The following is a 26,099-nucleotide window of genomic DNA, read 5'->3' on the forward strand; positions in this document are numbered from 1 at the left end:
GATTATTTAGCTGCAACCCTCCAGATAACACCACTAACATCGTCGGCTACAAGTAAAGCGCCATCAGGAGTGAGTGTTACGCCAACTGGCCTGCCATATACTTCACCTTTATCTGCATCGGCAATAAAACCAGTCAGGAAATCTTCTGGCTTGCCAGTTGGTTTCCCAGCTTTAAAGGGAACAAAAGCTACTTTGTAGCCTGATAGGGCAGAGCGGTTCCATGAACCATGTTGACCTATAAAAGCACCTCCCTGATATTTTTGAGGAAATTTGGTGCCTTTGTAAAATGCTAAGCCCAAAGATGCGGTATGCGCACCAACTGCAACATCTGGAACCACTGTCTTTTGTACTAAAGCAGGGTTTTGACCTTTTAACCTGGGGTCCTCATTTTGTCCGAAATATGCATAAGGCCAACCGTAAAAAGCCCCTTCCTTAACACTCGTTATGTAATCTGGAACTAAATCATCTCCTAAACCATCCCGCTCATTCACTGCTGTCCAAAGCATATTGGTTCCTGGTGCCCAATCTACACCCACTGGGTTTCGTAATCCACTTGCGTAGATTTTTTCTCCTTTACCATCGGGATTGATTTCTAAAATATTTGCTCTCCTCACTTCATGCTCCATTCCATTTTCGCCAACATTACTTCCTGAACCCACAGTAATGTAAATTTTGCTTTGATTTTCATTGGTAATCAGGTTGCGTGTCCAATGATTATTATATCCTCCGGCAGGAAGACTTAATATCTTTTTGCCGGTACCAGTAATTTTAGTGTCGCCATTTTTATATGGATATTGCCACAATCCATCCGTGTTTGCCACGTAAAAACTGCCCCCAATGATGGTCATTCCATAGGGTTGATTTAAACCACTTAAAAAAGTATGGGTTTGGTCAGGTTTCCCATCTTTATTTACATCACGATATAATAGGATCGTATTGGCGCTCTTTCCAGGGACCTCCGATTTAGCCTTGCCGGTTACCGCGTTGGCTACTTTCTCCACAGCACTCCGTTCGGAATTGGTTAGCACGACCACAACATCTCCATTAGGAGTGATATACATGTTTCTTGGACTTTTAATATCTGAAGCGAATCGGGTTACTGAAAATCCTGCCGGAGCTTTGGGAGTGATATTGGCTGGCCAGCCAATTACTTTACTGAATTTGTTTTTAGCTGCTTTTTCATCAGGTGCAGGAAGCTTAACTTCCTGAGTTTCGGTTTTTACCGTGTCGCCTTCTTTAGTTTGCTGACTGTTTGAATTACTGTTGCAAGCCAAAAGTGAAACTGAAACGCAGAGGCAGAATGATAAATAAGTTGTTTTCATGGGATCGTTTTAAGTAAATGCTCTTCAAAATGATAACATTAAAAAGCTTACTTAGTTTGGCAGATATTTAAACCTATAACTCCTGTCGGCTCAATTCCTATCCCCGTTATGTGGTAATCGCGAGAAATTTTTATTTTACAAGGTTTTCAATGAGCTTTTGCTCAATCTGTTTGGCGTCGAGCAATAGTGCAGTAAAATGGGAGTCAGACTTGATTAATACAAATTTGCCGTTGGGTAAAATAATGGCGGAAGTACCACATTTGGTTTTGGTTTTAAAAAGCAATCGTTTAAGTATACCTGGATCAGTTTCTATTTCTAAACCTTTTGACCTTATCGGACTGAAATTATTTCCTTCTTCTCTATATTGATAAATGGCTACATCAACTCTTTTGGCCGCCTTTTCCTGTATGTTTTTTTGATAGGCCCAACGCGCATTGTTGATAAATTCCGGATTTTGGCCATTTAAATCAGACCAGCAATTATCATTATTGAAATCATACTTGATCATTATGGTGTCCCGTAATTTAACTGTAGGATTTGTTTTAAGGAATGTACGCAAAGAATCAAATGTACTTGTACCCAAAGTGCCTGCTTCGTACAGATCGTCCACATATAATTTGGGCGAACAGGCAGAAATTAATACCGCAATTATGGCAGCGAGAGTCGAGAATCTAAATAATGGTTTCATCCAATTACTATATTTAGGGAAATATTGGTTCTGAAAAACAGATGCCGCAGCTATGATTTTAGATAAAGCTAAAATTTAATTTTCAAGAGATAAAGTAATTTTTATAAAATTGTGATTTACCCCGGTAAATCACAATCATAAAAAACATTTATCGGCTTAATATTTTGGTTTTTTCTGCTTCAAATTCCTGCTGAGAAAGAATCCCTGCATCTAATAATTCTTTCAGATCGAACAAAGCCTGTTTTTTGCTGCTTAAGTCCTGTATACTGGTTTCTGGTGCAGGTATACTTTCCGTTTTTGATGCAGGGGTAGCTGGAGTGCTATATTGGAGCAGGTAAGTGGTGATTTCGTTGAAACCTTTAATGTTTGCGTAATCAATAGCTTTTTGTTCTTTAACATTGATTATCCCGGCATCGCCTCCGTTTTCCAGCAACAATTTAATAATATCTTTCTTCCCGTTTGCAGCAGCATAATGTAAGGCAGAATTGCCGCTTTCGTCCTGAAGATTTACATTGGCTCCCCGCGATATAAGGAGTTTAACCATGCTCAGGTTCCCGTTTTTTGCCGCTACATGAAGTAAACTTTCTCCTCCATTGTCGTAGGTAGTATTAAGTGAGAAATTCCCTTCAACAGCAAGATTGTTAGCCGTTTCTACCCAATCGAGGTAGCCGTACATGGCCGTTTCATTTTCTGTAAAAGGTTTAGCATAATTGGGGTCTATACCATTCTCAATAAATAAATCTACTATTTCCTTCTGATTGTGGCCCGCAGCATACCAAATTGGCGAATTGCCGTTCTTTGCAGTAACAAAAATATCAGCACCCCGCTCTACCAATGTCTTTATTAACATTCTGTTTCCATCATAGCAGGCTATAAGCAATGCTGATTCTCCCAGGTGATTTACATGGTTTACGCTTGCTCCAGCATCTAGTAAGGTGCTAACAATAGCCATATCTTTAGCTTTTGCTGCAATTAGTATTGGCGAATCACCAAGTTTATTGCTGGTATTAACATCAGCACCCTGCTCAATTAATTTCTTAACAACCTCTTTATTTCTAAAGCCTGAAGCAATCAGGAGGGGAGTTTCTGCCTGATTGTTTTCTGTGTTTACATCCATTCCTTTTTCAATCAGCCTCTCCAATATTTCAGTCTGGCCTGTTCTGGCAGTAAGGTGGAGCAAACTATTTCCTTCAAAGTCTTTGATGTGGATGTTTGCCCCCCGATTTAAGAGATAAAGGGCAGTTTGTTTTTGTTTTTGCAGGCAGGCAAAGTAAAAAGGTGTTTCTCCGGCATGATCTTCATAGTCAAGGTCAGCACCTTCATCTATCAGCAATTGAACTAGATCCAGATATCCTCTATGAGCTGCATAATGGAGGGCTGTCCGGCCTTTTTCATCCGTATATTTAACATCTACCTCTTTGTTTTTTAATAAAATTTCCGCAATTTTTCGTTTTCCACCTTCACAGGCGATAATAAATGACATTGACATATTGGCGTTTCAGATTAAGCTTGCTTCATTAATAATTCTACTGTTTTTACTTTTAGGTTATCATCAGACGCGAGCATTAAGGCTGTTTTATCGTCATCATTTGTGATGGCTGCATCTGCACCCTGCTCGAGCAGTAATTTAACTTTGCGATAAGTTTCCTTAGCCTTATCCTGTTCATAATTCACATTATAGGCACATACTAAATGAAGCAGAGTGTTTCCTCTATCATCCTGACGATTGATATCTATGGCGCCAGTATCCAGCACAGCAGACAATACATCTGCCGATTTTTCAGCTATCATATTTAAAGGGGTTACTGATTTGCTATAATGTGTAACAGATTGATAAAGGTCGGCTCCATCTTCAATTAATTTTTTCAGGAAGATAATGTCCCGTTCAGCGTTTCCATTTAACATGCGGATATATTCAAATAAAATATTAACCTGAGCCTTATTAATTACACTGAAATCAGGTGTGGCAAATTGAGCGAGTTCGTTATATATGCTTTGATCTCTCAGGTTAACAACCGCATAATAGAAAGCAGAATTTCCATCTTTGTCAACAAGGTTGGGGTCGGCACCTAACTCCAGCAAGTGTTTTAAATAGGCCTTCTTGTTAAACTCAATCGCATACATCAAAGGCGTTTTGCTCACTACATCCTGTTCATTAATATCTACACCCCGTGCTACCAATATATCTACGTACCCCAAAATAAGTTGTGCCAGTTGCTCATCGTTAAGGTTAAATTTTCTGATGTAGAGCTTTACCACGCGATGGATGTAATTTTGTTCTGCATTGTTTTTGAAATGAGGATCACAACCAGCCGCTATCAAAACCTCGATGCTGTGGAGGTTCATTCCCTGTTCAAAGAAATACCCTAAAAGGGTTTGTCCGTTAACTTCATCATTTAAATTATCGAAATTGTTAATAAACGTCGTGAAGAAAGCAATCGAGTCTCCATCATCTGGCAGATACCTTACAACACTTTGAAAAATACTTCGATCGAAATGCTCAAATTCGTAAATATCTGTTTCAATTGTTTTGTCGTTGATCAGATGTTCAATAATATCAAATTGTTTCTTTTGTATTAGCTTGTCAAAGATTTGCGACTTTTGGTGGCCTTGAATTCCCTGATTTAATTTTTCCCCTTTATGAAGCAGGAGTCTGGCTTCCTGAAAATTGTCAGCGTTGAGATGTTGTTCTAAGGTAGATGTATTCATACTGTATGTAATGTTGCTAAAAAACGAAAATTCTACGGCAAATATTTAATTATGTAATTATCCTGTACCTTAAACGTAAAAGTTTTGAAGAAGTTTTAAGAAGATATGATTTAAATAGGATGCAACTGGAGAAAAAGCTGAAATATATCGGCTTAAACGTTGATAATTAACGCCAGAATGTTCCTTAATTCATCTGTTTATTTTATCTTTAGGCGATTTTAAAAAATGGGGTTTTAAATACTTAGCTCCTCATTACGTTTCACATCAAAAAGAAAAATCAGTATAACATGTCAAACACATCAAAAATTATCTACACCAAAACCGATGAGGCGCCAATGTTGGCTACTTACTCACTTTTACCTATAGTACAAGCTTTTACTGCTTCAGCAGGAATTGATGTAGAAACCAGAGATATTTCTTTAGCGGGAAGAGTTTTAGCGAATTTTCCTGAGTATTTAAAAGACGACCAAAAAATTGGTGATGCTTTAACGGAGCTGGGTAACTTAGCAACAACACCTGAGGCCAACATCATCAAATTACCAAATATATCAGCATCAATACCTCAATTAAAAGGTACAATAGCCGAATTACAATCTCAGGGATTTGCTATTCCGAATTATCCTGAAGATGTACAAAGCGATGAAGAGAAAGCAATTAAGGCCAAATACGCTAAAGTATTGGGCTCTGCTGTAAACCCTGTTTTACGTGAAGGAAACTCTGATCGCAGAGCTCCAAAAGCAGTAAAGAATTATGCCAAACAAAATCCACATAGCATGGGTAAATGGTCTGCAGATTCGAAAACTAAAGTGGCCAGCATGACTGAGGGAGACTTTTACGGTTCGGAGAAATCGACAACTGTAGCAGAAGCGTCGCAATTCAAAATAGAGTTTGTTGCTACTGATGGTACTGTAACTGAATTAAAGGGTTTATCTCCATTAAAAGCTGGAGAAGTAATTGATAGCTCAGCATTGAGCTTGTCTAAGCTAAAAGCTTTTGTTGCTGAAGCCATTGCAGAAACTAAGGCTGCGGGAGTATTACTGTCAGCGCATTTAAAAGCAACGATGATGAAGGTGTCAGATCCAATTATTTTTGGCGCAATCGTTGAAGTTTACTTTGCTGATGTTTTTGCAAAATATGCAGATCTTTTCAAATCACTTAATATTGATACCCGCAATGGTTTAGGAGATGTTTATGCTAAAATTTCAGGTAATGAGAAAGAAGCAGAGGTGAAAGCTGCTATTGATGCAGCCATTGCAAATGGACCAGCTTTAGCCATGGTGAATTCTGATAAAGGTATTACTAACCTTCATGTTCCATCTGATGTGATTGTTGATGCTTCAATGCCAGCTATGATTCGTACTTCAGGACAAATGTGGGATAAAGACGGAAAACCTCAGGATACCATTGCTTTAATTCCAGACCGTAATTATGCTGGTGTTTACACCGCTACTATTGACGATTGTAAAGCAAATGGTGCTTTTGATCCAACAACTATGGGTTCTGTTCCAAATGTGGGTTTAATGGCTCAAAAAGCAGAAGAATATGGTTCACATGATAAAACTTTTCAGGCAACTGCGGCGGGTGTAATTCGTGTAACTGACGCTGTGGGGAATGTTTTCTTTGATCAGAATGTAGAGAAAGGCGATATCTTCCGCATGTGTCAAACTAAAGATGCACCCATTCAGGATTGGGTTAAATTGGCTGTTAACAGAGCCCGTTTATCTGATACACCGGCTGTTTTCTGGTTAGACGAAAACAGGGCGCACGATAGGGAAATCATTGCAAAAGTGAACAAATACCTGAAGGATTACGATACTGCAGGTTTAGATATCCGTATCCTGGCACCAATTGAAGCTACTAAGTTTACACTGGAGCGTATACGTAAAGGTTTAGATACCATTTCTGTTACAGGTAACGTATTGCGTGATTATCTGACAGATTTATTTCCGATCTTAGAATTGGGTACATCAGCAAAAATGCTTTCTATTGTTCCATTAATGAATGGTGGCGGTTTATTCGAAACCGGAGCTGGTGGTTCTGCACCTAAACATATTGAACAGTTTATAGAAGAAGGTTACCTGCGTTGGGATTCTTTGGGTGAATTCTTAGCCCTTCAGGCTTCTTTAGAGCACCTGGCCCAAACACAAAATAATTCAAAAGCACAGGTTTTGGCTGACGCATTAGATGAAGCAAATGCTAAATTCCTTGCAACTGATAAATCTCCTGGTAGAAAGTTAGGAACTATCGATAACCGTGGCTCACACTTCTACTTAGCGCTATATTGGGCTGAAGCATTGGCCGCTCAAACTAAAGATGCTGATTTACAGGCTCGATTTGCTCCTTTAGCCAAAACCCTTGCGGAAAATGAAGCTAAAATTACTGAAGAGCTAATCGCTTCTCAAGGTAAACCGCAGCAAATTGGTGGTTACTATAACCCTAATGATGAGTTAGCAGGCAAAGCCATGCGCCCTAGCGAAACTTTAAATACTGCATTGGCTAGTTTGTAAGAACAAACCTCGCATAATCAAGAGCGTTTTAGAGATATTCTAAGACGCTTTTGTTTTTTATTATTGTCCTCCTGCTTTACTTGTTCTGTATCTTTCTCCATAATTCCATGTTGCAGATTTAAAAACCCGTAGCCAAAAGTCGATTCTGGAAAACCAAATATTAATCCGATTGTTATTTCTCTATAATTAATAAGGAGATCATTACCATGGCTACCAATGCACACAACAGATTAAACAGTACTACAGAAAGCGATAATATCAATAACGAGAACTTATCCTATGATGAGACTAAGCAGAGTTATGAATTAGATGTTAAAGGTAAAAACAAAGATTATGACCATCCAATGGGATATGAAACCGTGGCGGCCGGAGCTAAAGATGATGACTCAACTTATGATGAAGCTAATCCCTATGTTGGTGATGAATATGCTAAAAACGACGATATTGCCAATGACGAACTCGAAGAATTAGGGATGCACGTAGATAATGGTGAAAGTGTAAAGCTTACGCCGGAAGATGAATTTTTAGCACGTACTCCGGAAGATAATAGAGATGATCTGGATGAAGAAGGTTATCCCATTAATGATGTACCCAAAAAATAGTCAGGAGATTAACGTCGGGAGGATGTTAATCTGACGAAAACAATCATAATTGGAAAGCAGGATTGAGCTTAATATGAGTTTGATCCTGCTTTTTTGTTTTATGGGTTGATGTCCAGGTTAAATCTCCTTCTCAACTCTTCCAATTTAGGATTCTTATTGAGTAGATAATCATATTTCTCCCGATTTCCATAAAGTCTGTTTTCTAGCTTACGCTCAACCTGCTTAAAAGTAATATCAATAGCATAGTTTTGCAGCCCATTTCTTAGAAAGTTCATTAGCTCTACTAGTTCCTGTTGTACAAGTTGTTCCTGTGTTTTACTTTCGACAGAAACTTCGATTAACACAGGACTTAATAGTTTTGGAGGAAAATTGTTTAGTATAGTAAAAAGATTGATCTTGTCACTAGACTTGAGGATTTGAACATATTGGCTCCACATTTCGAGCAATCGATCATAAGTAAAGGCTTCCCGGGCTTCACCGGTAGCTTTCTTTGGCCCCTTGTCATCATCAGCACTTGCGGTTTTTCCCAGATCATTGAGATTAGGGATTAATGTACTTGCAGCATTGGCCTTTGGGATGTTAATACTAATTGATGAAGCCGTAGGTATACTATTTACCCGGGGAGCTTCTTTAGGTGTTTCAGTAGCAGGAGTAGTACTGGTTGCAGATGGAGGAGCTTTCGGAATAGAAGCCGCGCTAGAAGTAGGGGGTTCGCTTTCGGCTTTCGGCTTTAAACTTTCCGTTTGCTCATTTACGACATTAGTTTTTTTTTTATCCTGATCTCCGTCAGTTGCTGTATTATTGGTGCTTAAAGGTTGTTGGGCCAGATTAACTACCGATCGTATGTGGCACATTTTTATTAAGGCCAGCTCTACCTGTAAACGTTGATTTTTAGAGTTCTTATAATTCAGATCACAACTGTTGGCCAGGTTTAAAGCGGTTAGCAGGAAAGATAATTCTGTTTGCCTGCACTGCTCTAAGTACTTTTGCTTAATATTTTCGCTTACTTCCAGAAGTCTGATCGTGGTTGAGTCTTTTCCAACCAAAAGGTTTCGAAAGTGAGTAGCCAAACCATTGATAAAGTTGTTGCCATCAAATCCATTATTCAAAATTTCATCAAACAATAAAAGTGTCTGACTTACTTCGGCAGCGGTTAAGTAGGAGGTAAGTTTGAAAAAATAATCGTAATCTAAAATATTAAGATTGTCAATTACAGCTTTATAGGTAATGTTTTTATTCGCGTAACTTGCAATCTGATCGAACATAGAAAGCGCATCACGTAATCCACCATCGGCTTTTTGCGCAATGATGTGAAGACCATCAGGTTCAAAAGCTATATTTTCACGTTCGGCAATCTTCGAAAGGTGATTTGCAATATCCTCTACCTGAATGCGATTAAAATCGAAAATCTGACAACGGGATAAAATGGTTGGCAGGATTTTATGCTTCTCTGTTGTGGCCAATATGAAAATGGCATAAGAAGGTGGTTCTTCCAATGTTTTCAAAAATGCATTGAATGCACTTTGAGAAAGCATATGAACCTCATCGATGATATAAATCTTAAATTTCCCAGCCTGTGGTGGTATTCTAACCTGTTCAATTAAACTGCGGATGTCATCCACAGAGTTATTAGATGCTGCATCTAATTCATGTACATTGAATGAATGTCCGTTTTGAAAAGATTGGCAGTTATCACACTGTCCGCATGCTTCCATCTCTGCTGTGGGGTTGGTACAGTTGATGGTTTTAGCCAAAATCCGTGCACAAGTTGTTTTACCAACACCACGTGGTCCGCAAAACAAAAAAGCCTGCGCCAATTGGTTGTTTTTAATGGCGTTTTTTAGCGTTCCGGTAATATGCTGTTGCCCAACAACGGTTTCAAACGTTGCCGGACGATATTTACGGGCAGAAACAATAAAATTTTCCATCGGCACGAAAATAGGAATTTTTTAGGTGTTGTTAGATTGAAAAATGGGAATGTTGAAAAGTTGGTTGCCGCAACAGTTCTTACTTTATTATTGATCTGAGTTCGTTTCTATATTCTGATGCACTTTTTCCGGTAAATTCATGGAATATCTTATTGAAATGACTAAAGTTATTGAAGCCACTTTCGTACGATATGGCCGTAATCCCGATATGTTTTTCAGCTAAGAGTTTCGAAGCATGTACAACCCTATATTCATTCACAAAACGGGTAAATGTTTTTTTAGTTATTTTCTTAAAATAACGGCAAAATGAAGGAACAGTCATGCTAGACATTTCCGCAATATCCTCTAAACTGATTTGTTCCTGGAAATGATCTTTTACATAATTAAATATCATGTTGATTCTGTCATTATCCTGCACTTGCATTTCCATTGAAAAGCCTGCCGCATTTAAAATGGTATAATCAGTAGCTGTTTCCAGATGTTTTAAAACTTTCAGGAGGGTGAGTAGCTTTTCAAACGGTGCCTGATTAGCCATTTGTTCAATCAAATGACCGACCGCATTTTTGGTGTTCTCTCCAAATGCGATCCCACCTTTTGCCTTATCAAAAAGTTCTTTAATCCATTTGTTTTCAGGTAATGATAAAAAATCAGTGCCTAAAAAATCAGCTTTCATCTGGATAACAGTCTCATTTTTGTTTCCGGTTTGGGTATCGGTAAATCCACAATGAGGCAGATTGCTGCCAACAAAAATTAAATCCCCATCAGTATAATAAGAAACGTGGCTACCAATTTGCCGTTTTCCGGTTCCCCCGTTAACGAAAACCATTTCAATTTCGGGATGATAATGCCATACATGCGCCATGTTATTCGCATTTCTATCATATTTTGAATAATAAAACGAACTACCGAACGAAGGTTCGACGATTTCGAAGCTTGGTTTAAGTGTTTTCATGACTATTTGATGTAAAAATAAGCAAAAGAAATATGCTTTTTTGATCAATTTATATAATTGACCTAATTATGAGGTTAATATTGCATAGAAATTGGAAAATATGGAGGCGTTTCGAGCTATTTTTTCGCTGTAATTTAGCAGTGTTAAATAAATGTTAACCCTTAAGCTAATTAGAGTATGAAAAATTTTGTAAAAATCGGGCTAATTGCAGCAGCTTTGTTTGCCGCTCCCGGCGCATTTGCTAATGATGTTGATTTTTCTTTGAAAGTTAAAAACGAAAAGGAAAAAACGATTAGAATTTTCATCAACCAGCCAAAAGAGGTAGAAGTCTTTATTTATTCGGCAGATGATGAAATCCTTATGGAGGATAAAATCAGTGCTTCCAAAGAATTAACCAAAACTTACGATTTAAACGCCTTGCCTGATGGTAAGTATAGGGTTAAAGTAGAGATGGGGTCTCAGGTTGCTATTTATGAAGTAACCATTGCAAATCAGATGGCTGTGCTTTCTGCACCAACAATTAAACAAATATTAAAACCAGAACTTAAAGTAGAAGATGATTTTATTACTTTGAATTTGGATAATGCTGCTAAAGGGCCAATAGAAGTGCAAGTATTAGACGAGCACAACGATCAGGTATACTTAGAAACTTTTAAAGATAAACCGAGTTTGTTCAGGAAATTTAATATCAGCCAAAGCAGCTGCTCAGCTTATACCTTTATTATTAAGCAAGACAAACAAGTGTTTACTAAAACTATTCAAACACTTTAAGATATTTTAACTACTATTTATTAAGAAGGGAGGTTGAGCAATTAATCTCCCTTTTTTGGCGTATATGAGCGTCTTTTTTGCTCACATGATGTAAATTTTATGTTTTTAATTTTTATAGCTTTGCCGAAAAATTAAAAATATATTAAATGAAACGCTTTTTACTCTATTTTTTGCTCTCTCTGCCTGTCATGGCGCACGCCCAGATTAATTTAAAAAAAGGATATATTGTTAAGCCGTCCGGGGATACCGTGCGGGGATATATTGATTATAGAGAGCGCGGTGAAAATCCTGAACAGGTAAGATTTACTAAATCTCTGGATGAAAAAACATTATCACATGGTTTTGAGGATTGTTCGGCCTTTGGTATTGATGGTATTGTTAGTTATGAAGGCTATGTGGTGTCAGTAAGCCAAAGCCAGGAATCATTATCTTATTTGTCTAAAGGGGTTGATACCACATCTAAAAGAGATACAGTCTTTTTGGAAGTGATGAGTGCAGGGGATAAAATTTCTTTATATAAGTATCGTGATAAGATTAAAACCAGGTTTTACATCAGGGAGCATCCTAATTCAGTACCACAAGAATTAATCAGGCATGTTTTTTTAAATCCTGATAAAGACGGTAGTATGGTTACCCTGGACCGGTTTAGACTTCAGTTAATTAATGTTAACCGGAACTTTAATGGTAGCAACGGTTCTGATGAAGCTGGCATAAACAGATTAAGGTATACTGATTCGGATTTGATTCGTTTTGTGGAAAAAATCAATCAAGTGAAGCATGTGAAACAGCGGGTATCCAAAACCAGATTTTTCGTAGGAGCTGGTTTAAATGTGAGCCATGCCAGTTATTCGGGACAGACCCGGTTAGCAGAAGCCGATGCAGTTTCTAAAACCAGTTCATTGCCCACTTTTTCGGCTGGTATAGATTACCTGGCAAATCCTTCGATAGGCAAGATGGTTTACAGATTAGAACTCAATTATAGCAGTACAAATGGAGACATCTTTAGAGAAGGGGATGGGAGTTACTCTTATTCGTTAAGACATCAGTTTAAACAGCTTAATTTATCAGTGATACCACAAATTTTATATCACTTTTATGCCAAAGAAAAAATGAAAGTCTTTATTTCTGCCGGCGTAGGTTTAAATTTCCCAAGCTACAAAAATAATCAATCGTCGGCTACTCACATTATTAGAAACGAAAGCGATGTTTATATGGATCAGGTAGTTTTTGAGGATTTTTATTACTCTTTTCAAGGTAAAGGAGGAGTGGTATTTAGTAAACGATTCGAACTTTCTGCAGGATATATTTTTAATACGGCTATAACCAATTACAGTTATTATAATGTGAATATCAATAGAATCACACTAGGATTAAACTATTTCTTTGGAGCTAAGTAATATGGTTTATCCAGTAATTTTATTTTAACGGAATCAAATTTCTGATAATATTATATTCTTCTGTTGTAATCGTTTGATTTAAAGAAAAATATTACTACATTTGCAGCCCGAATTATATCGGAAATAAAAAATTAAAACAATTAAATAACAATGAATCAGTACGAAACTGTGATCGTTCTAACCCCGTTGTTATCAGAAGATGCTGCTAAAGAAACATTAGCAAAATTTAGAGGCATCATTGCTGATAGCGGAGCCGAAATTATCCAAGAAGATAATTGGGGTTTGAGAAAATTAGCGTATCCGATTGACAAAAAATCAAACGGATTCTTCAGCTTAACTGAATACAAATCTTCAGGAGAGTTGATTAGCAAATTAGAGCTTGAATTAAAACGCGATGAGCGTGTGTTACGTTTCTTAACCGTAAGGTTAGACAAACACGCTGTTGCTTACAATGAAAAAAAGCGTAGTGGTGCTTTTAACAAAAAGAATAAGGAGGTTGTAGCGTAATGGCAAGAGAGCAAATTCAATACGTAACTGCCCCTAAAGTAGAGGATAACCGTAAAAAATACTGCCGTTTCAAGAAAAACGGTATTAAATATATCGATTACAAAGACGCGAACTTTTTGTTGAAATTCGTTAACGAGCAAGGTAAATTATTACCACGTCGTTTAACTGGTACTTCATTAAAATTCCAACGTAAAGTGGCTCAGGCAGTTAAACGTGCCCGTCACATCGGTTTGTTACCTTTCGTTGCAGATCAATTAAAATAGGAGGCTAGCTGATATGGAAATTATTTTAAAACAAGATATTAAAGGCCTTGGCGAGAAAGATGATGTAGTGACGGTAAAACCAGGTTATGGTCGTAACTATTTAATCCCTCAAGGATTTGCTGCTTTGGCTACTTCTTCTGCTAAAAAAGTTTTAGCTGAAAATTTAAAGCAAGCTGCATTTAAACAAGATAAAATTAAGAAAGATGCTGAAGGTATTGCTGAGCGTTTAACTGCGGTTAAATTGACTATCGGTGCTAAAGCAGGCGAAAGCGGTAAAATATTTGGAGCTGTTAACACTATCCAGGTAGCTGAAGCATTAAAAGCGCAAGGCTTTGATGTTGACCGTCGTCGTATTACTTTCGAAACTGAACCTAAATTTGTTGGCGAATATGTAGCTAACTTAAACTTACACAAAGAAGTGAAAGTTCAGGTTCCTTTTGAAGTAGTTGCTGAATAAGCATTTCTTTAAAAACATAAAAAGGCGTTGTGCATTTGCATAACGCCTTTTTTTATGTTTTGAGATATGAGATATGAGCGGTTAGATTTGAGAGAGGCCAATAGAACTTTAGTCTTTGATACTCGCTTTTACTTCCCAACTACCAACTCCAAGCTCCCAACTTCTTTATCCTACCCTTTAGGCACTGTGGGCCTGATCTCGATTTTACTGGGTAATGTCCTTTCTGGCATCGCCAATAAATCTACTACAAGTTTACCCATATCTTCCGGCTGTATTTTCCAGGCATCATTTTCGGCATCTGGATGGTGATCGTTGAAGTGACTCGCTACAGAACCCGGCATAATGGTACTTACCCGGATTCCATGCTTGCGCAGGTCGAGCATTACCGATTGGGTAAATCCGGTTAAACCAAATTTACTGGCATTATAAGCCGAACCACCTGCAAAGAAATTGGTTCCTGCAAGGCTGGAAATGGTAATGATAGCCCCTTTGTTCTTTTTGATTTCTTCCAGTGAAGTTTTAATGCTGTAAAATACTCCCGTAAGGTTAGTGTCGATAATATCGTGCCACAACGTTGGCTCCATGTCTTCAATGGAAGCGAAATGACCTACACCAGCATTGGCAATCAGTACATCCAATCGACCCCACTTATCTACAATTTGTTTAACAGCATTGGCCTGCGATTCGTAATCCTTCACATCTGCGGCCAAAGCCAGCACGTTTTCATTATGTGGAAGTTTTTGTAATGCTTCTTCGGCATTTGCCTGATTTCTACTGGTAATGGCTACCCGGTAACCTGCGTTTAATAGTGCTTCAGCTATGCCAAAGCCTATTCCCTTACTTCCGCCTGTAATTAATGCAACTTTCATCTTGTTTTAACGTATTAAGCTTAGAATTGTTTAATCATGTTTTTAAGATTTGGGTACAGGGAGCTGCCTGATTTCAATGTCTTTAAAATCAACAGGCTGTCCTTCACTTTGCAAGGCAATAAAGCCGCTTTTCAGTGCTTTACCATCTATTTTTATCTTAGGATCATATCGATTGGCTACTCCTCCACCAATTTGAGGTTTGCTGTATTGTAAAACGGTATCCCCATTAATGATATGCTTCACCAAATCATCTCCCAATACAATTAATTCGGCCGATACCCATTGGTCACCATCGTAGGTTTTGGATCTGGAATCAATACAATGTGAGGCTGCAATCTTTCCCTGATAAACAATTTCTGTTCCCGGGGAACACATGTTTCCTGTAGGGCGGGGGCGGCCATCACTTAAACCTCCTAAAAATTGCATCTCAACAGAAATTGGCCAATCTTGCTCTTTGAGCATTGATTTTGGGTCCTGAGCATGAAACATTACACCACTATTTCTTAAAGTATAATCGGGAGCACCACGCTGTAATTCGCCAACAAATCGATATTTTAGCTTAAGGTGATAATGTGAAAAAGGCGTTTTATAATAAAGATGACCAAATTGGTCATTAAAATCACCGTATTGGTCATACCGAACTTTAATGATGCCATCTTCAACCCGAAACGTATTTCCAAAGTTTACATTATAATCATGGTGATGAATTTTAACGTTCCAATCCTTAATATCTTTTCCGTTAAATAGAGAAGTCCATTTTTCAGATTGATGATTTGTATTTCTACTTACACTACAGCTCCATAATACGGAAGCCAGGAGAAAATAACCTAGTTTTTTCATATGATATATTTGATTCCAAAATACAGAAAAACATATCATTTAGTTTTGTTTTCAAATTAATTTCTTTATTTACCTTTGCGCCATGACTAAAACGCGAACAATCAAATCAAAAAGTAAAACGAAACACCCGCTTCTAAAAAAGATTACCAACATCGCTACTAAGGTGTTTTTATACTTTTTGCTGGTGTCTGTACTTTGGGTAATTGCGTTGCGTTTTATCAATCCGCCAATAACGCTGTTAATGGTTCTTAGGAATATAGAGCGAAAAGCAGATGGCAAATCGTTTAAAACAGAGAAAAAATGGGTCAAATTTGAAGATATGTCCGATAATATGAAACGGGCAGCTGTTTCAGCAGAAGATCAACTTTTTCTAAAGCATATTGGTTTTGACTTCAAAGCGATTGAAAAGGCTTTTGCCGCTAATGCCAAGAATAAAAATAAGGTAAAAGGTGGAAGTACGATATCTCAGCAAACGGCTAAGAATGTCTTTCTATGGCCTGGCAGATCCTGGATTAGAAAAGGATTTGAAGCCTATTTTACTTTATTAATAGAAATATTCTGGAGTAAAGAGCGTATTTTAGAGGTGTACCTGAATGTAATTGAAATGGGCGATGGTATATACGGCGCTGAAGCAGCAGCTCAGGAATATTATGGTAAATCCTGCACTAAGCTGAGCAAAAGACAAGCGGCGCTGATTGCTTCATGTTTTCCGAATCCACGTCGATGGACTCCTAAAAATGCTACTCCCTATATCAGGCACCGTCAGTATTTAATTTTAAAAAATATGCGTCGCCTGGGGCCATTGGATTTCTAGAAGATGCCATGATCTTTGTTCCATTTAATTTTTACCCCGCCTTTGTTATCATCTACTGCGCGTAAATGAAGCACAATTCCTTTCATCCTGTCTGTGGCTTTTTGTCGAGAGTCTTTGCCTTTGTCTTTCTCAGGGTTTCTTAATGGAATATCCATAGAAATATCTGTGCCGTTGGTCATCCCATAGGTACCCTGAACATCAAAATTGATCACACTGGAGTTGACCTTCAAGGGTAAAATATCAACCTTGTCTCCTTTTACGAGTAAAGTTCCATTAAGATTTCCTAACTGTATGTTGGAAAGATCCCTGTTTGCAAAAGCATATTTCTGCACGGCTTCCATGGGTTTGAAGTTTTTTAGAGAGGCCGCCCTTAAGCTAAAATTAACTTTCCCCTTCATAGATTTTGGCAGAAGTTTTCCATTTTCAGTAATAACACCTGCAATATCAGTATTCGCAGAAAGATATCCGGATAAATTTTTACTGGTTATGGTATTTTGTCCGAAGTTATCGAAAGCATAGAAAAAGTCTTTTACACTTGCATTATTTACCAGGCCGTGAATGCTATAATTATTATACTTCCCTGTTTGTTTAAGCACGCCATTGATGTTTAGACTGCCGCCAGCATGATTTACTGATATTTTTTGAAGGTGTATACCATCGCGTTGTAAAGAGATGTTGGCCATTAGGTTTTTAGCCTGAAACTTATTGTAAACGGCCCGGTCCACTTTTAACAACATTTGAATTTGTGATGCATCAATTACTGTTTCCAGTTGTTCTGAAATTTCTTTTACTGAATTGCCGGGAGTTTTACGGTGTCTTTTAGCTTGTTTACGTTCGCTTAGTAATGGCATCAGCTCTCCCAAATGTAAATACGGACTATAAAGTTCCAGTTTAGCAATCATCATTTCGGGGTCGGTGTAGTATAAATTAAGGAAATTCTTAACATACAGGTCCATATCCAGAGAGCTCTTACCCAATTGAAAGTGACCACGTGTGATTTTTAAATCTTTATCATTAAAATTGAGGTTCAGTGCACTGTTTATTAAATGGATTTTTCTGGGTACATATGTAATATCAGCATTGGTAATTTTGATATTTCCTGATAATCTGGGTTTGGTAAATTGGAGGTTATCTATGTCCGCTTTACAATATAATTTTAAATTGGCATCGCCACCTTTAAAATTAAAGGTCTCTCCCCCGATAGATGAGTTTAGATTGGTTAAGGGGAAAACAGAGGTAACCAGACCTGCAGCAATCGGGCGACTGAGATTGGTTACCATAAAACTATCGCAAACGATCGGGGCATTGTAGTAATTGGCTTTGAGGTTTTTAAACTTAATTAATGAATTTTCGTCGCCAATAGGCCTGTTTGAAGTATCTTTATTGGTGAACGAGCCATCAAAATTGCAATTGGTTAATTCTCCGGAAGGAATAGTAACCACATTGTTTCTAACAGTCATGGCTACTTGAATATAGGGATCGCTATGTGCAGCACCTTTGCCGTCATCTATAATCTTACCTTTAATGTTTACAGGCTCTGCAATTTTAAACTTAAGCAATTTGGAAGAGATATTGGGTGCCAGGATACCTGCAACATGACTGAATTGAACATTGTTTACATCAATATCGATGCTAAACGGTGCTGGTTTTATTCCTGTATTGATAGTTGCACCAATTGCATAAATATCACCTCCAATATTTAATTTTTCCTGGCCAATGGTTACAATTTTCGTATCGTCTTTGTAGCTGAATTTTATCGTGCCTTGTAGCGTTTTATCTTTCAAAAAACTGCCTTTTCTGGTGTTGAAAGCAAAACTTTTAATTAAGGTATTGATTTTAATTTCGCCTTCCCAGCCGCTTAAAGGATAGTCTATCTTTCCCTGCAGATCTTTAATGTCGAAATCAAACCTTTTATAACGTTGCTGATTATCTACTACCAATTGTACATTGTTCATGTTAATGCGCTTGATTTCAGGAGCTTCTCCTGATTCGGCATCTTTTGCAGGCTTTGTTTTTTTTGATTTGAAAATACTGGTATTACTGTAGCCTGTTGAATCGGTGTAAAGATATATACTGGCGTCATTAACAGTAATTTTATTGATGCGGGTATTGCCGAATAATAATGAAAATACATTTAAAGCAACATCAATATCCTGAGCTTTTAATAAATCGTGCTTATGCTGATTGTATAAACTGTCTTTAAGGGATACATTCTTTAAGGAAACTGATATTCCCGGGAAGGCTTTTAACAGGGATGGTTCCATGGAAGCTATTTCTGCTTTCCCGTTTAAGCTATTATTAAGTGTAACCAGTACCTTATCCAATACTTCTTTTTTGTTCCTGCTGATGTAAAGCGAGCCTCCAATCCAAATGATAATCAACAAGCCTACGAGTGTAGCTAAAATGCCAAGAGATATTTTAATCCAACGGGCCATAAATTTGAAGGTTAATTTATAGCAATATAAGGGTTTTAGCTGCCATTTTGTTTGACTGGAAGCTAAAAATAGACAAGAAAAGAGAAGGAGGTTTTGAAAATAACCTATTAGCCTAATAATTTCTCTAAATCAGGATGGTATTGCGAAGTTAAGAATTGGGTTATTTTGTAATCAGCGAGACGATGTTTATAAAAGGGATCTTCCATCAATATTCCCTTTAGTTCATCTTCTGTGTTTACCAAAGCCAGTATAATGCCTCCGGTACGCGGAACTTTTCTACCTGAAGCAACAAATATGTCCTTCTTATAGAATTTTTTTAAGAAAGCAACATGATCTGCCATATGCTCGTCAAGTTGTTCAAGCGGTACAATATAATGGAGATCTACAATGAACATTATATTTATAATAAATGCGCAAAAACTGTTGAATGCCAGCTATTCTGAAAAGGAACTTCCCATTTAGTCTCCAATTCGGCTAAAGTTTGTACCATATTGTTAAAAACAATGGTTTCTGGCGTGATTTGCTTAATATTAACCAAGGTTTCGAAATCTTCTTTGTTATTAACAATCACTTCATCCTGCAGTTTATAAGCAATATTGAATCTATTGAACAAATCAACATTGTATTCTTGTTCTATTTCTTTAATTAACCTAACTGAACTATCAATAGAACATCCGGTTACACTGGCCTGGCTTTCATCAACAGTAAGAATGATAAAAAAACCATACCTGATTTCAGCTTTGGCTAATAGTTCATTGCCATGTGCTTTCCATTGATTGGTAAATGCTTCTAATTTTTTAAGGATAGCAGTTTCTTCAACATTAGAAAATTTTCTATTGCTTTGGTAGATCCAGATTCGAGATTGTGGAGAAAAACTCATAGTACAAATTTATCATTTTAATTAATTTGGTATAGCTAAAAACATCTCCCTTATGAAAAAGTTTACATTGCACTTGAAAACTACCTCAATTGTTGCTTTTTCCACCTTTCTATTGGCATTTACAGATCCTGACTCTATAGAACAATATGTAGGCAGTTTACAGAAATCTTTTACTGATCACTATGATTTTAGTCAGGAAAGTGATCACATAAAGCGGTATGAACTTAATATTACTAACAACGGTTTTTGCCGGTATAAACGATATTTTAGTAATGGAAAAACGGAGTATTTCTCTTTCAAGCTAGCTAAATTTAAAGATATGGATTACTCCGGAAGCAATGCTTCAGGGAAATTGTACCTGCATACTAAAGGAGATGATGTGATTGTACAAACTTACAAAGATAGAGGAGGGGATGTTGATTCAATGGCAACCCAAATTGTCATCCCCCTGAAAAACGTAGAGGCAGAAGATCTGAATTTGATTAAAGATAACCTGCTTAAAATTTGTAGTAATCAAAATCCCTGAGAAAGCAGTTCAGTCATCAGTTTACAGTTTTCAGTTCAGCAAATTAAACAATTCACACCAATACCTTAAAGCCCGTTAGCTCTTGCGGTAATTTCAGCAATATCCAGAACTTTAACTTCCTGCTCTTTGTCTTTTAGTTTAATACCATCACTTAACATTGTCATGCAGAAAGGGCATCCTGCTGCAATTACCTGCGGATTGGTTTGCAGGGCCTCATCAACACGTTCAACATTGATGTCTTTATTTCCTTTTTCAGGTTCTTTAAACATTTGAGCGCCACCGGCACCACAACAAAGGCCATTACTTTTGCAGCGTTTCATTTCTACCAGTTGTGCATCCAAAACTTCGAGTGCCTTTCTGGGTGCTTCGTAAACGCCGTTTGCTCTACCCAGGTAACATGGGTCGTGAAAGGTGATCTTTTTTCCTTTGAAGCTTTCGCCGCCCTCGGCTTTCAGTTTGCCTTCATTAATCAAATCCTGAATCAACTGGGTATGATGGATCACTTCATAGGTGCCACCTAATCCGGGATATTCATTTTTTATAGTGTTGAAGCAATGCGGGCAGCCGGTAACGATTTTCTTGATGTTGTAAGCATTTAACACCTCAATGTTTGTCATGGCTTGCATTTGGAAAAGAAATTCATTTCCTGCGCGTTTGGCAGGATCGCCTGTGCAGCTTTCTTCTGTTCCTAAAACAGCATATTTAATTCCCACATGGTGAAGAATCTTACAAATGTCGCGGGTAATCTTTTGCGCTCTCTCATCATAGCTGCCTGCACATCCTACCCAAAATAATATCTCTGGTTCTTCTCCTGCCGCCATTAATTCGGCCATTGTAGGGACTTTAAATTCCATTTTTGTATCGTAAAAGACTAACTATCGTTTAATAGCCAGCTGTTTAAGTGATTAACTGTTAATTGTTTTGCTATGCCTAAGACTTAATACTTAGGGCTCAAACGTATATTATCCTCCTTCTGCCCAATTAAAGCGATCGGCAGGAGAGTATTTCCAGGGCGCCTGATTGTTCTCAATATTACCCATCATAGCATTAATGCTCGAAGGCGCCTGAGATTCTTCCATTACTGCATATCTTCGAAGCTCTACAATAATCTGAAGCGGATCAATATTAACCGGGCAAGCTTCAACACAAGCATTGCAGCTTGTACAGGCCCAAATTTCTTCTCTGCTGATGTAATCATCAAGTAAAGATTTTCCATCCTGATGATCTGCTCCGTGCTTGTCGATATGCTTACCAACCTCGGTAATGCGATCGCGGGTATCCATCATAATTTTCCTTGGTGATAAGAGCTTGCCTGTAATATTTGCAGGGCATACTGAAGTACAGCGACCGCATTCGGTACAGGTATAAGCATTCATCAAGTTTACCCAGGTGAGGTCTGTCACATCCTTAGCTCCAAATTTACCAGGCTCAGTCTCTGCCGGAACAAATGAAGGATCTAGCATTGCTTTAACTTCGTTGGTAACAGATGCCATATTGGTGAACTCACCTTTTGGCTCCAAATTAGAGAAATAGGTATTTGGAAAAGCAAAAAGAATATGGAAATGTTTAGAGTAGGGCAAATAATTCAGGAAAGCAAGAATACCAATGATATGGAACCACCAGCAAACGCGTTCGATCACAACCAGTGTTGTCTCTGAAGACGGTAATAAATTCATTAAAGACTGGCTAACGGGGAATGCTCCTGCCTGAACATAATGGCCAACATTTAAAGCCTGTAATTTGGCATCTGCGGCATTCATCAGCAAGAAAGCGCTCATCAATAATATCTCGGTAATAAGGATATAATTGGCATCGGATTTTGGCCAGCTGGTCATCTCCACCCCCCTGAAACGCTTTAACTTTAAAATGTTTCTTCGGATCAGAAAAATAGCACATGAAACCCATACTGTCAATGCTAGTACCTCAAAAGAACCGATTAAAAAGTTGTATAGCCCACCTAAACCATGAAAAATCCGATGCGTACCAAAAATACCATCAATCATAATTTCCAATACTTCGATATTGATGATAACAAAACCCACATAAACGAAGAAGTGTAGGAAGGCTGGTATAGGACGTACCACCATTTTGGATTGGCCAAATGCTACTCGAATCATGGTCATCAACCTTTTTTGTGGTTGATCATTTCGGTTGGCAGATTTACCTAAGCGGATATTGCGAATTATTTTTCGCAGGTTAAAAGAAAACAGCGCAATTGCTGCAAGTGTTAGTACTAGAAAAATAATCTGTGCTACCATGCATTTTAATATTGTTAGCGCTAAATTAGGATAATTAATCGGAATAATTTACTATGCATGCATAAAAAAATACTGAAAATTTATAGTTTATCCTGATTCTAAGAACGTTCCGTTACGAAGATTAGATAAGAAATAAAAAATAATTAACTGATTATCAATAAGCGAGGTGATTTTTGAAAAAAAAGTTTTGCTTTTAAAAAAAGAACACTACATTTGCAATCCCAAACGGGAGGTGCCATAGCTCAGTCGGTAGAGCAAAGGACTGAAAATCCTTGTGTCCCTGGTTCGAATCCAGGTGGCACCACTTCCAAAAGCCTTTCTATTAAATGAGAGGCTTTTTTATTAAGTAGAGGGCAATGCGTTTTTTGGAATAAAAATAAAATTGCCTGCTTGGAATTGACAAAAAGAATACTACATTTGCAATCCCAAAACAATGGTGCCATAGCTCAGTCGGTAGAGCAAAGGACTGAAAATCCTTGTGTCCCTGGTTCGAATCCAGGTGGCACCACCAAAAAAGCCTTCAGAAAATCTGAAGGCTTTTGTTTTTTAAAGAAAATTCTATTCGTTTTTGCTTCGGCTTACTTAGGTTTCTACATGAAATTTATGGGTGCCTTCGGCTATTTCCTTAATCTTTTCAAAGGCTTTTGGCCAAACGTTTTCGAAATATTCTTTCCATTCTTTATTGGTATCCATTGATACAGTTAGTTCAGTTGTACCATCATTTTCTTTGAGTTCATAATTTTCGAAAGAAACTTCCCATCCTTCAGGAATAATTTCTTTTCCATCTTTTAGTTCTCCGAGGTGTTTGATAGACATGAATTTATTCGGAATACTTTCTGCAATTTCCGAAACCATTCCATTGCCTTTTCCGTCGAGAAACAGCGCTTTACTTCCTTTTTTCCAGTCGGTTTCCACTGCAGATCCCTCGGTAAAAACTACTGTCCATTGCGGGTAGGTTTCTACACCAAACAGGGTGTCCCACACTTTTGCTGCATTGGCGTTAATTTCGCTGCTGAATGTTATCTTTTCCATGGTTTTAGGGTTTTATTGGGGTTATTTATTCATTACATCGATCCAGTTTTCAACTGCCTGTTTCAATGCGCTTTCATTTTTTAGTACATCACTGAGGCTGTAAAATTTGCCATAGGCTTTTCCTTTACCGGCATCTTCCAGGAAGCCATAATTACCATTAAGCAAAGCAGCCTTATGGAAAACAACTATAACATAGTTTTTGATTTTAGGATTTAGGGTTGCCATATCTTCTTTGTATTTAAAACTGGGGCCACCCCATTTAATATCACCCGATATCTGCGGATTTGAAGAAATAATTTCGACTACCTTCTCCATTGCGCCTTTCAAAGGATGATCTATTGTAGTCATAAAAGTTGTTATTTTTTCGCTTATGCTCATGGTTTGGATTTTATTTATCAAATATCCGATGAAACCAATTAAAGTTAGCGGTGCAAAGGCGACATTTTACGGGGGCATACTGGTATGATTAAAGACAATAAAACTTAAGATTAAAGTCATTTCAGTTATTTTATTTAAGAAAACTTATCCTTATATTTATTGTACTAAATGATAGATGTTTCTCATCCCTAGGTAATTTAATCGACAAATAATTGCTTTTCATCCTCAAAGGATGGGCCTTGCGCAATAAAATAGATTATATTTAGTTAGTTGATACGTAAAAAGTTATGCTCTCAAACAACCTGACAAGCGATGAGTGCGTATATGAATATAACAGGTGATAAAAATCTACATGAAAAATAACAAACTTGGCTTTGGGATGATTGTGATGCTTTTCGGTTTAAGCGTCTTCATTTCTTGTAAAAAAAATACCCCAGAACCAGAAGAAACAATTCCCCCGACTACAACCCCGGCTACCGGTACACGCGCAGAGTTAACTAAAGATTCTATGTTCCTTTATGCGAAAGAGCTGTACTATTGGAACACTTCATTACCAAGTTATGATGTCTTCAATCCGAGGAGTTACAGTTCAAATGAATCCGAGCTTTATGCTTTAACCCAGTATACAATGGATCCCGCTACTGGTAAACCTTATGAGTTTGTGAGTGGCTCTTCTGAACCTAAATATTCTTTCCTGGATTATGTGAGTACTTCAGGAAAAACAGCAGCATTAAAGGCAGATGTGAATGGAACTGCCAATGATTATGGTTTTTCTGTTGATTATTATTCTGTTAATGATTTAAGGGTAAATTATGTTTATCCAAATTCTCCGGCCAGTGCCCAGGGCTTAACCAGGGGTTGCAAATTGACCAGTATAAACGGCAGAACAAACCTCAGTTATAGCAACAGCACTATTAATTTTTTAAATGGCGCTATCTTCGGGACAAATGCCAGTATAACTTTAACTTTTCAGGACTTAAATGGTACTGTAAAAAATGTAGTTGTTAACAGTGCCAGTTATACTGTAAATCCAATTCTTTATACACATGTATATACTGTTGGAACTAAAAAAGTTGGCTATATAGTTTTTAATAGCTTCACCAATAATGTTACTACTACCCTGAATAATGTTTTTAATAATTTTTCGACCGAAGGTGTTACGGAGCTGATTGTTGATTTGCGTTATAACGGTGGTGGGTATGTTTCTACCGCAACTCAAATTATTAACCTGGCGGCACCAGTTGCTCAAAATGGTAATACCATGTATACCACACATTACAATAGTTATCTTCAGAATTTAACCACTGCGCAACGTAAGGCATCTGTTCTGGCTCATCAGCCCCTGCTGGATAATGCAGGTAAATTACAAACATTCACCACAGGTGTAAATGGAAAATATGCTACATATGCCGATTTGGATTATACCCTTAATGCAGCTGATAATATAGAGAAATTCTCAAAATCTGGTTCGCTGACCTTGGGAAGAGTTTACTTTCTGGTATCAGGTTTAACCGCTTCTGCCAGTGAGTTAACCATCAATAGCTTGAAACCGGTAATGGATGTTAAAGTGGTAGGTGTTACAACTTATGGAAAACCTGTAGGTTTTTTCCCAATTAGAATCAATGATTTTGATATGTATATTCCTGAATTTGAAACTAAGAATCAAAATGGAGTAGGGGGGTATTACTCAGGTTTAACAGTAGATAAATCTGCTTTTGAAGATGTGACCAAGGACTGGGGAGATGTTTCAGAAACTTTGCTTTATTATGCACTTACTTATGCAGAGAAAGGAAGTTTTATTGACCCTCCGGCAAAAACAGCAAGTTTAAAAACAACTTCAGTGGCCATTCAGGATAAACTATCTTCTGCGGATATTCAAACCATACATACTACTTTGGATCAGCATCGGTTTAAAGGTATGGTTATGAAGCCGAAAGGTAATTTTAGATTTTAAAGAGAAACAA

General features: G+C 37.6%; 25 protein-coding genes and 2 tRNA genes. 12 read left to right on the forward strand and 15 right to left on the reverse strand.

Going from position 1 to position 26,099, the window contains the following annotated elements; genetic code table 11:
• Positions 1-2: 2 nt before the first annotated feature.
• From ACQY77_RS18470 to ACQY77_RS18485, 4 genes are all read right to left on the reverse strand, one after another.
• A complete protein-coding gene (locus ACQY77_RS18470; protein WP_421940829.1) occupies positions 3-1,322 on the reverse strand; it encodes a PQQ-dependent sugar dehydrogenase in 1,320 nt (439 codons plus the stop codon).
• A 130-nt stretch (positions 1,323-1,452) separates the two neighbouring features.
• Positions 1,453-2,010 carry a hypothetical protein gene (locus ACQY77_RS18475; RefSeq protein ID WP_421940828.1) on the reverse strand — a complete coding sequence of 186 codons (558 nt, stop codon included), beginning with the start codon at positions 2,008-2,010 and terminating at the stop codon, positions 1,453-1,455.
• Between the two features lie 148 nt (positions 2,011-2,158).
• Positions 2,159-3,493, reverse strand: a complete 1,335-nt coding sequence (locus tag ACQY77_RS18480; protein WP_421940827.1) for an ankyrin repeat domain-containing protein — start codon at positions 3,491-3,493, stop codon at positions 2,159-2,161.
• A gap of 20 nt (positions 3,494-3,513) precedes the next feature.
• On the reverse strand, positions 3,514-4,719 hold the full coding sequence (locus ACQY77_RS18485) for an ankyrin repeat domain-containing protein (protein ID WP_421940826.1): 1,206 nt from the start codon (positions 4,717-4,719) through the stop codon (positions 3,514-3,516).
• 287 nt (positions 4,720-5,006) lie between these two features.
• On the opposite strand from ACQY77_RS18485, the gene ACQY77_RS18490 reads away from it, so the two are divergent.
• Positions 5,007-7,226 carry an NADP-dependent isocitrate dehydrogenase gene (locus ACQY77_RS18490; RefSeq protein WP_421940825.1) on the forward strand — a complete coding sequence of 740 codons (2,220 nt, stop codon included), beginning with the start codon at positions 5,007-5,009 and terminating at the stop codon, positions 7,224-7,226.
• A 206-nt stretch (positions 7,227-7,432) separates the two neighbouring features.
• Positions 7,433-7,828 (forward strand): hypothetical protein, encoded by a 396-nt coding sequence (locus tag ACQY77_RS18495; RefSeq protein WP_421940824.1) that lies wholly within the window; start codon positions 7,433-7,435, stop codon positions 7,826-7,828.
• A 98-nt stretch (positions 7,829-7,926) separates the two neighbouring features.
• Here the strand turns inward: ACQY77_RS18495 and ACQY77_RS18500 are convergent, their stop codons facing one another.
• Both ACQY77_RS18500 and ACQY77_RS18505 read right to left on the reverse strand, forming a co-directional pair.
• Positions 7,927-9,756, reverse strand: coding sequence for a DNA polymerase III subunit gamma/tau (locus tag ACQY77_RS18500; RefSeq protein ID WP_421940823.1), 1,830 nt, complete (start codon positions 9,754-9,756; stop codon positions 7,927-7,929).
• A 79-nt stretch (positions 9,757-9,835) separates the two neighbouring features.
• The gene (locus ACQY77_RS18505) at positions 9,836-10,708 is read right to left on the reverse strand and encodes an AraC family transcriptional regulator (RefSeq protein ID WP_421940822.1); all 873 of its coding nucleotides are present in this window, start codon (positions 10,706-10,708) and stop codon (positions 9,836-9,838) included.
• A 177-nt stretch (positions 10,709-10,885) separates the two neighbouring features.
• Between ACQY77_RS18505 and ACQY77_RS18510 the strand changes: the two genes are divergently transcribed.
• The 5 genes from ACQY77_RS18510 (at position 10,886) to rplI (ending at position 14,103) form a co-directional block, all read left to right on the forward strand.
• Positions 10,886-11,479, forward strand: a complete 594-nt coding sequence (locus ACQY77_RS18510) for a hypothetical protein (RefSeq protein ID WP_421940821.1) — start codon at positions 10,886-10,888, stop codon at positions 11,477-11,479.
• Between the two features lie 146 nt (positions 11,480-11,625).
• Positions 11,626-12,876: a hypothetical protein gene (locus ACQY77_RS18515; RefSeq protein ID WP_421940820.1), complete on the forward strand. Its 1,251-nt coding sequence runs from the start codon at positions 11,626-11,628 to the stop codon at positions 12,874-12,876.
• Between the two features lie 150 nt (positions 12,877-13,026).
• Positions 13,027-13,383, forward strand: coding sequence for a 30S ribosomal protein S6 (rpsF, locus tag ACQY77_RS18520; RefSeq protein ID WP_421940819.1), 357 nt, complete (start codon positions 13,027-13,029; stop codon positions 13,381-13,383).
• Positions 13,383-13,646, forward strand: coding sequence for a 30S ribosomal protein S18 (rpsR, locus tag ACQY77_RS18525; RefSeq protein ID WP_090884236.1), 264 nt, complete (start codon positions 13,383-13,385; stop codon positions 13,644-13,646). Before rpsF ends, rpsR begins: the two co-directional genes overlap by 1 nt.
• Positions 13,647-13,659: 13 nt before the next feature.
• The gene (gene rplI, locus ACQY77_RS18530; RefSeq protein WP_421940818.1) at positions 13,660-14,103 is read left to right on the forward strand and encodes a 50S ribosomal protein L9; all 444 of its coding nucleotides are present in this window, start codon (positions 13,660-13,662) and stop codon (positions 14,101-14,103) included.
• Positions 14,104-14,273: 170 nt separating this feature from the next.
• Here rplI and ACQY77_RS18535 read toward each other — a convergent pair whose 3' ends face one another.
• Both ACQY77_RS18535 and ACQY77_RS18540 read right to left on the reverse strand, forming a co-directional pair.
• Positions 14,274-14,972, reverse strand: coding sequence for an SDR family oxidoreductase (locus ACQY77_RS18535; RefSeq protein ID WP_421940817.1), 699 nt, complete (start codon positions 14,970-14,972; stop codon positions 14,274-14,276).
• A 42-nt stretch (positions 14,973-15,014) separates the two neighbouring features.
• A complete protein-coding gene (locus ACQY77_RS18540) occupies positions 15,015-15,812 on the reverse strand; it encodes a 3-keto-disaccharide hydrolase (RefSeq protein ID WP_421940816.1) in 798 nt (265 codons plus the stop codon).
• Positions 15,813-15,894: 82 nt separating this feature from the next.
• Between ACQY77_RS18540 and mtgA the strand changes: the two genes are divergently transcribed.
• Positions 15,895-16,626, forward strand: coding sequence for a monofunctional biosynthetic peptidoglycan transglycosylase (gene mtgA, locus ACQY77_RS18545; protein WP_421940815.1), 732 nt, complete (start codon positions 15,895-15,897; stop codon positions 16,624-16,626).
• On the opposite strand, the gene ACQY77_RS18550 is transcribed toward mtgA, so the two are convergent.
• The 3 genes from ACQY77_RS18550 to ACQY77_RS18560 form a co-directional block, all read right to left on the reverse strand.
• Complete coding sequence (locus ACQY77_RS18550) at positions 16,623-19,061, reverse strand: AsmA family protein (protein ID WP_421940814.1); 2,439 nt, start codon at positions 19,059-19,061, stop codon at positions 16,623-16,625. The two genes, mtgA and ACQY77_RS18550, sit on opposite strands and share 4 nt — an antisense overlap.
• Positions 19,062-19,168: 107 nt before the next feature.
• On the reverse strand, positions 19,169-19,456 hold the full coding sequence (locus tag ACQY77_RS18555; RefSeq protein ID WP_421940813.1) for a YciI family protein: 288 nt from the start codon (positions 19,454-19,456) through the stop codon (positions 19,169-19,171).
• Positions 19,457-19,461: 5 nt separating this feature from the next.
• Entirely contained in the window at positions 19,462-19,941 is a 480-nt protein-coding gene (locus ACQY77_RS18560; RefSeq protein ID WP_421940812.1) for an ABC transporter ATPase, read from the reverse strand.
• A 52-nt stretch (positions 19,942-19,993) separates the two neighbouring features.
• On the opposite strand from ACQY77_RS18560, the gene ACQY77_RS18565 reads away from it, so the two are divergent.
• Positions 19,994-20,467: a hypothetical protein gene (locus tag ACQY77_RS18565; protein ID WP_421940811.1), complete on the forward strand. Its 474-nt coding sequence runs from the start codon at positions 19,994-19,996 to the stop codon at positions 20,465-20,467.
• A gap of 65 nt (positions 20,468-20,532) precedes the next feature.
• On the opposite strand, the gene ACQY77_RS18570 is transcribed toward ACQY77_RS18565, so the two are convergent.
• The gene (locus ACQY77_RS18570) at positions 20,533-21,321 is read right to left on the reverse strand and encodes a (Fe-S)-binding protein (RefSeq protein WP_421940810.1); all 789 of its coding nucleotides are present in this window, start codon (positions 21,319-21,321) and stop codon (positions 20,533-20,535) included.
• A gap of 108 nt (positions 21,322-21,429) precedes the next feature.
• Positions 21,430-22,725, reverse strand: coding sequence for a 4Fe-4S dicluster domain-containing protein (locus tag ACQY77_RS18575; RefSeq protein WP_421940809.1), 1,296 nt, complete (start codon positions 22,723-22,725; stop codon positions 21,430-21,432).
• Between the two features lie 231 nt (positions 22,726-22,956).
• Here ACQY77_RS18575 and ACQY77_RS18580 point away from each other — a divergent pair.
• Both ACQY77_RS18580 and ACQY77_RS18585 read left to right on the forward strand, forming a co-directional pair.
• Positions 22,957-23,029 (forward strand) — tRNA-Phe (locus tag ACQY77_RS18580).
• Between the two features lie 131 nt (positions 23,030-23,160).
• Positions 23,161-23,236 (forward strand) — tRNA-Phe (locus tag ACQY77_RS18585).
• A 71-nt stretch (positions 23,237-23,307) separates the two neighbouring features.
• Here ACQY77_RS18585 and ACQY77_RS18590 read toward each other — a convergent pair.
• On the reverse strand, positions 23,308-23,757 hold the full coding sequence (locus ACQY77_RS18590) for an SRPBCC domain-containing protein (protein ID WP_421940808.1): 450 nt from the start codon (positions 23,755-23,757) through the stop codon (positions 23,308-23,310).
• A gap of 21 nt (positions 23,758-23,778) precedes the next feature.
• Positions 23,779-24,135 (reverse strand): DUF1801 domain-containing protein, encoded by a 357-nt coding sequence (locus ACQY77_RS18595; RefSeq protein ID WP_421940807.1) that lies wholly within the window; start codon positions 24,133-24,135, stop codon positions 23,779-23,781.
• Between the two features lie 352 nt (positions 24,136-24,487).
• On the opposite strand from ACQY77_RS18595, the gene ACQY77_RS18600 reads away from it, so the two are divergent.
• Complete coding sequence (locus ACQY77_RS18600; RefSeq protein WP_421940806.1) at positions 24,488-26,089, forward strand: S41 family peptidase; 1,602 nt, start codon at positions 24,488-24,490, stop codon at positions 26,087-26,089.
• The last annotated feature ends 10 nt before the right edge of the window (positions 26,090-26,099 follow it).

Origin of the sequence: Pedobacter sp. (assembly GCF_965279535.1) — a bacterium.
In the GTDB taxonomy this organism is placed as follows: Bacteria; Bacteroidota; Bacteroidia; order Sphingobacteriales; family Sphingobacteriaceae; genus Pedobacter.

Coding starts and splice junctions, on each gene's coding strand:
- ACQY77_RS18555 (WP_421940813.1), bottom strand. CDS start 19,456: ATGTTCATTGTAGATCTCCATTATATTGTACCGCTTGAACAACTTGAC.
- ACQY77_RS18515 (WP_421940820.1), top strand. CDS start 11,626: ATGAAACGCTTTTTACTCTATTTTTTGCTCTCTCTGCCTGTCATGGCG.
- rpsF (WP_421940819.1), top strand. CDS start 13,027: ATGAATCAGTACGAAACTGTGATCGTTCTAACCCCGTTGTTATCAGAA.
- ACQY77_RS18535 (WP_421940817.1), bottom strand. CDS start 14,972: ATGAAAGTTGCATTAATTACAGGCGGAAGTAAGGGAATAGGCTTTGGC.
- ACQY77_RS18470 (WP_421940829.1), bottom strand. CDS start 1,322: ATGAAAACAACTTATTTATCATTCTGCCTCTGCGTTTCAGTTTCACTT.
- ACQY77_RS18490 (WP_421940825.1), top strand. CDS start 5,007: ATGTCAAACACATCAAAAATTATCTACACCAAAACCGATGAGGCGCCA.
- ACQY77_RS18565 (WP_421940811.1), top strand. CDS start 19,994: ATGAAAAAGTTTACATTGCACTTGAAAACTACCTCAATTGTTGCTTTT.
- ACQY77_RS18510 (WP_421940821.1), top strand. CDS start 10,886: ATGAAAAATTTTGTAAAAATCGGGCTAATTGCAGCAGCTTTGTTTGCC.
- rpsR (WP_090884236.1), top strand. CDS start 13,383: ATGGCAAGAGAGCAAATTCAATACGTAACTGCCCCTAAAGTAGAGGAT.
- ACQY77_RS18480 (WP_421940827.1), bottom strand. CDS start 3,493: ATGTCATTTATTATCGCCTGTGAAGGTGGAAAACGAAAAATTGCGGAA.
- ACQY77_RS18600 (WP_421940806.1), top strand. CDS start 24,488: ATGAAAAATAACAAACTTGGCTTTGGGATGATTGTGATGCTTTTCGGT.
- ACQY77_RS18500 (WP_421940823.1), bottom strand. CDS start 9,756: ATGGAAAATTTTATTGTTTCTGCCCGTAAATATCGTCCGGCAACGTTT.
- mtgA (WP_421940815.1), top strand. CDS start 15,895: ATGACTAAAACGCGAACAATCAAATCAAAAAGTAAAACGAAACACCCG.
- ACQY77_RS18540 (WP_421940816.1), bottom strand. CDS start 15,812: ATGAAAAAACTAGGTTATTTTCTCCTGGCTTCCGTATTATGGAGCTGT.
- ACQY77_RS18575 (WP_421940809.1), bottom strand. CDS start 22,725: ATGGTAGCACAGATTATTTTTCTAGTACTAACACTTGCAGCAATTGCG.
- ACQY77_RS18570 (WP_421940810.1), bottom strand. CDS start 21,321: ATGGAATTTAAAGTCCCTACAATGGCCGAATTAATGGCGGCAGGAGAA.
- rplI (WP_421940818.1), top strand. CDS start 13,660: ATGGAAATTATTTTAAAACAAGATATTAAAGGCCTTGGCGAGAAAGAT.
- ACQY77_RS18505 (WP_421940822.1), bottom strand. CDS start 10,708: ATGAAAACACTTAAACCAAGCTTCGAAATCGTCGAACCTTCGTTCGGT.
- ACQY77_RS18475 (WP_421940828.1), bottom strand. CDS start 2,010: ATGAAACCATTATTTAGATTCTCGACTCTCGCTGCCATAATTGCGGTA.
- ACQY77_RS18590 (WP_421940808.1), bottom strand. CDS start 23,757: ATGGAAAAGATAACATTCAGCAGCGAAATTAACGCCAATGCAGCAAAA.
- ACQY77_RS18595 (WP_421940807.1), bottom strand. CDS start 24,135: ATGAGCATAAGCGAAAAAATAACAACTTTTATGACTACAATAGATCAT.
- ACQY77_RS18485 (WP_421940826.1), bottom strand. CDS start 4,719: ATGAATACATCTACCTTAGAACAACATCTCAACGCTGACAATTTTCAG.
- ACQY77_RS18550 (WP_421940814.1), bottom strand. CDS start 19,061: ATGGCCCGTTGGATTAAAATATCTCTTGGCATTTTAGCTACACTCGTA.
- ACQY77_RS18560 (WP_421940812.1), bottom strand. CDS start 19,941: ATGAGTTTTTCTCCACAATCTCGAATCTGGATCTACCAAAGCAATAGA.
- ACQY77_RS18495 (WP_421940824.1), top strand. CDS start 7,433: ATGGCTACCAATGCACACAACAGATTAAACAGTACTACAGAAAGCGAT.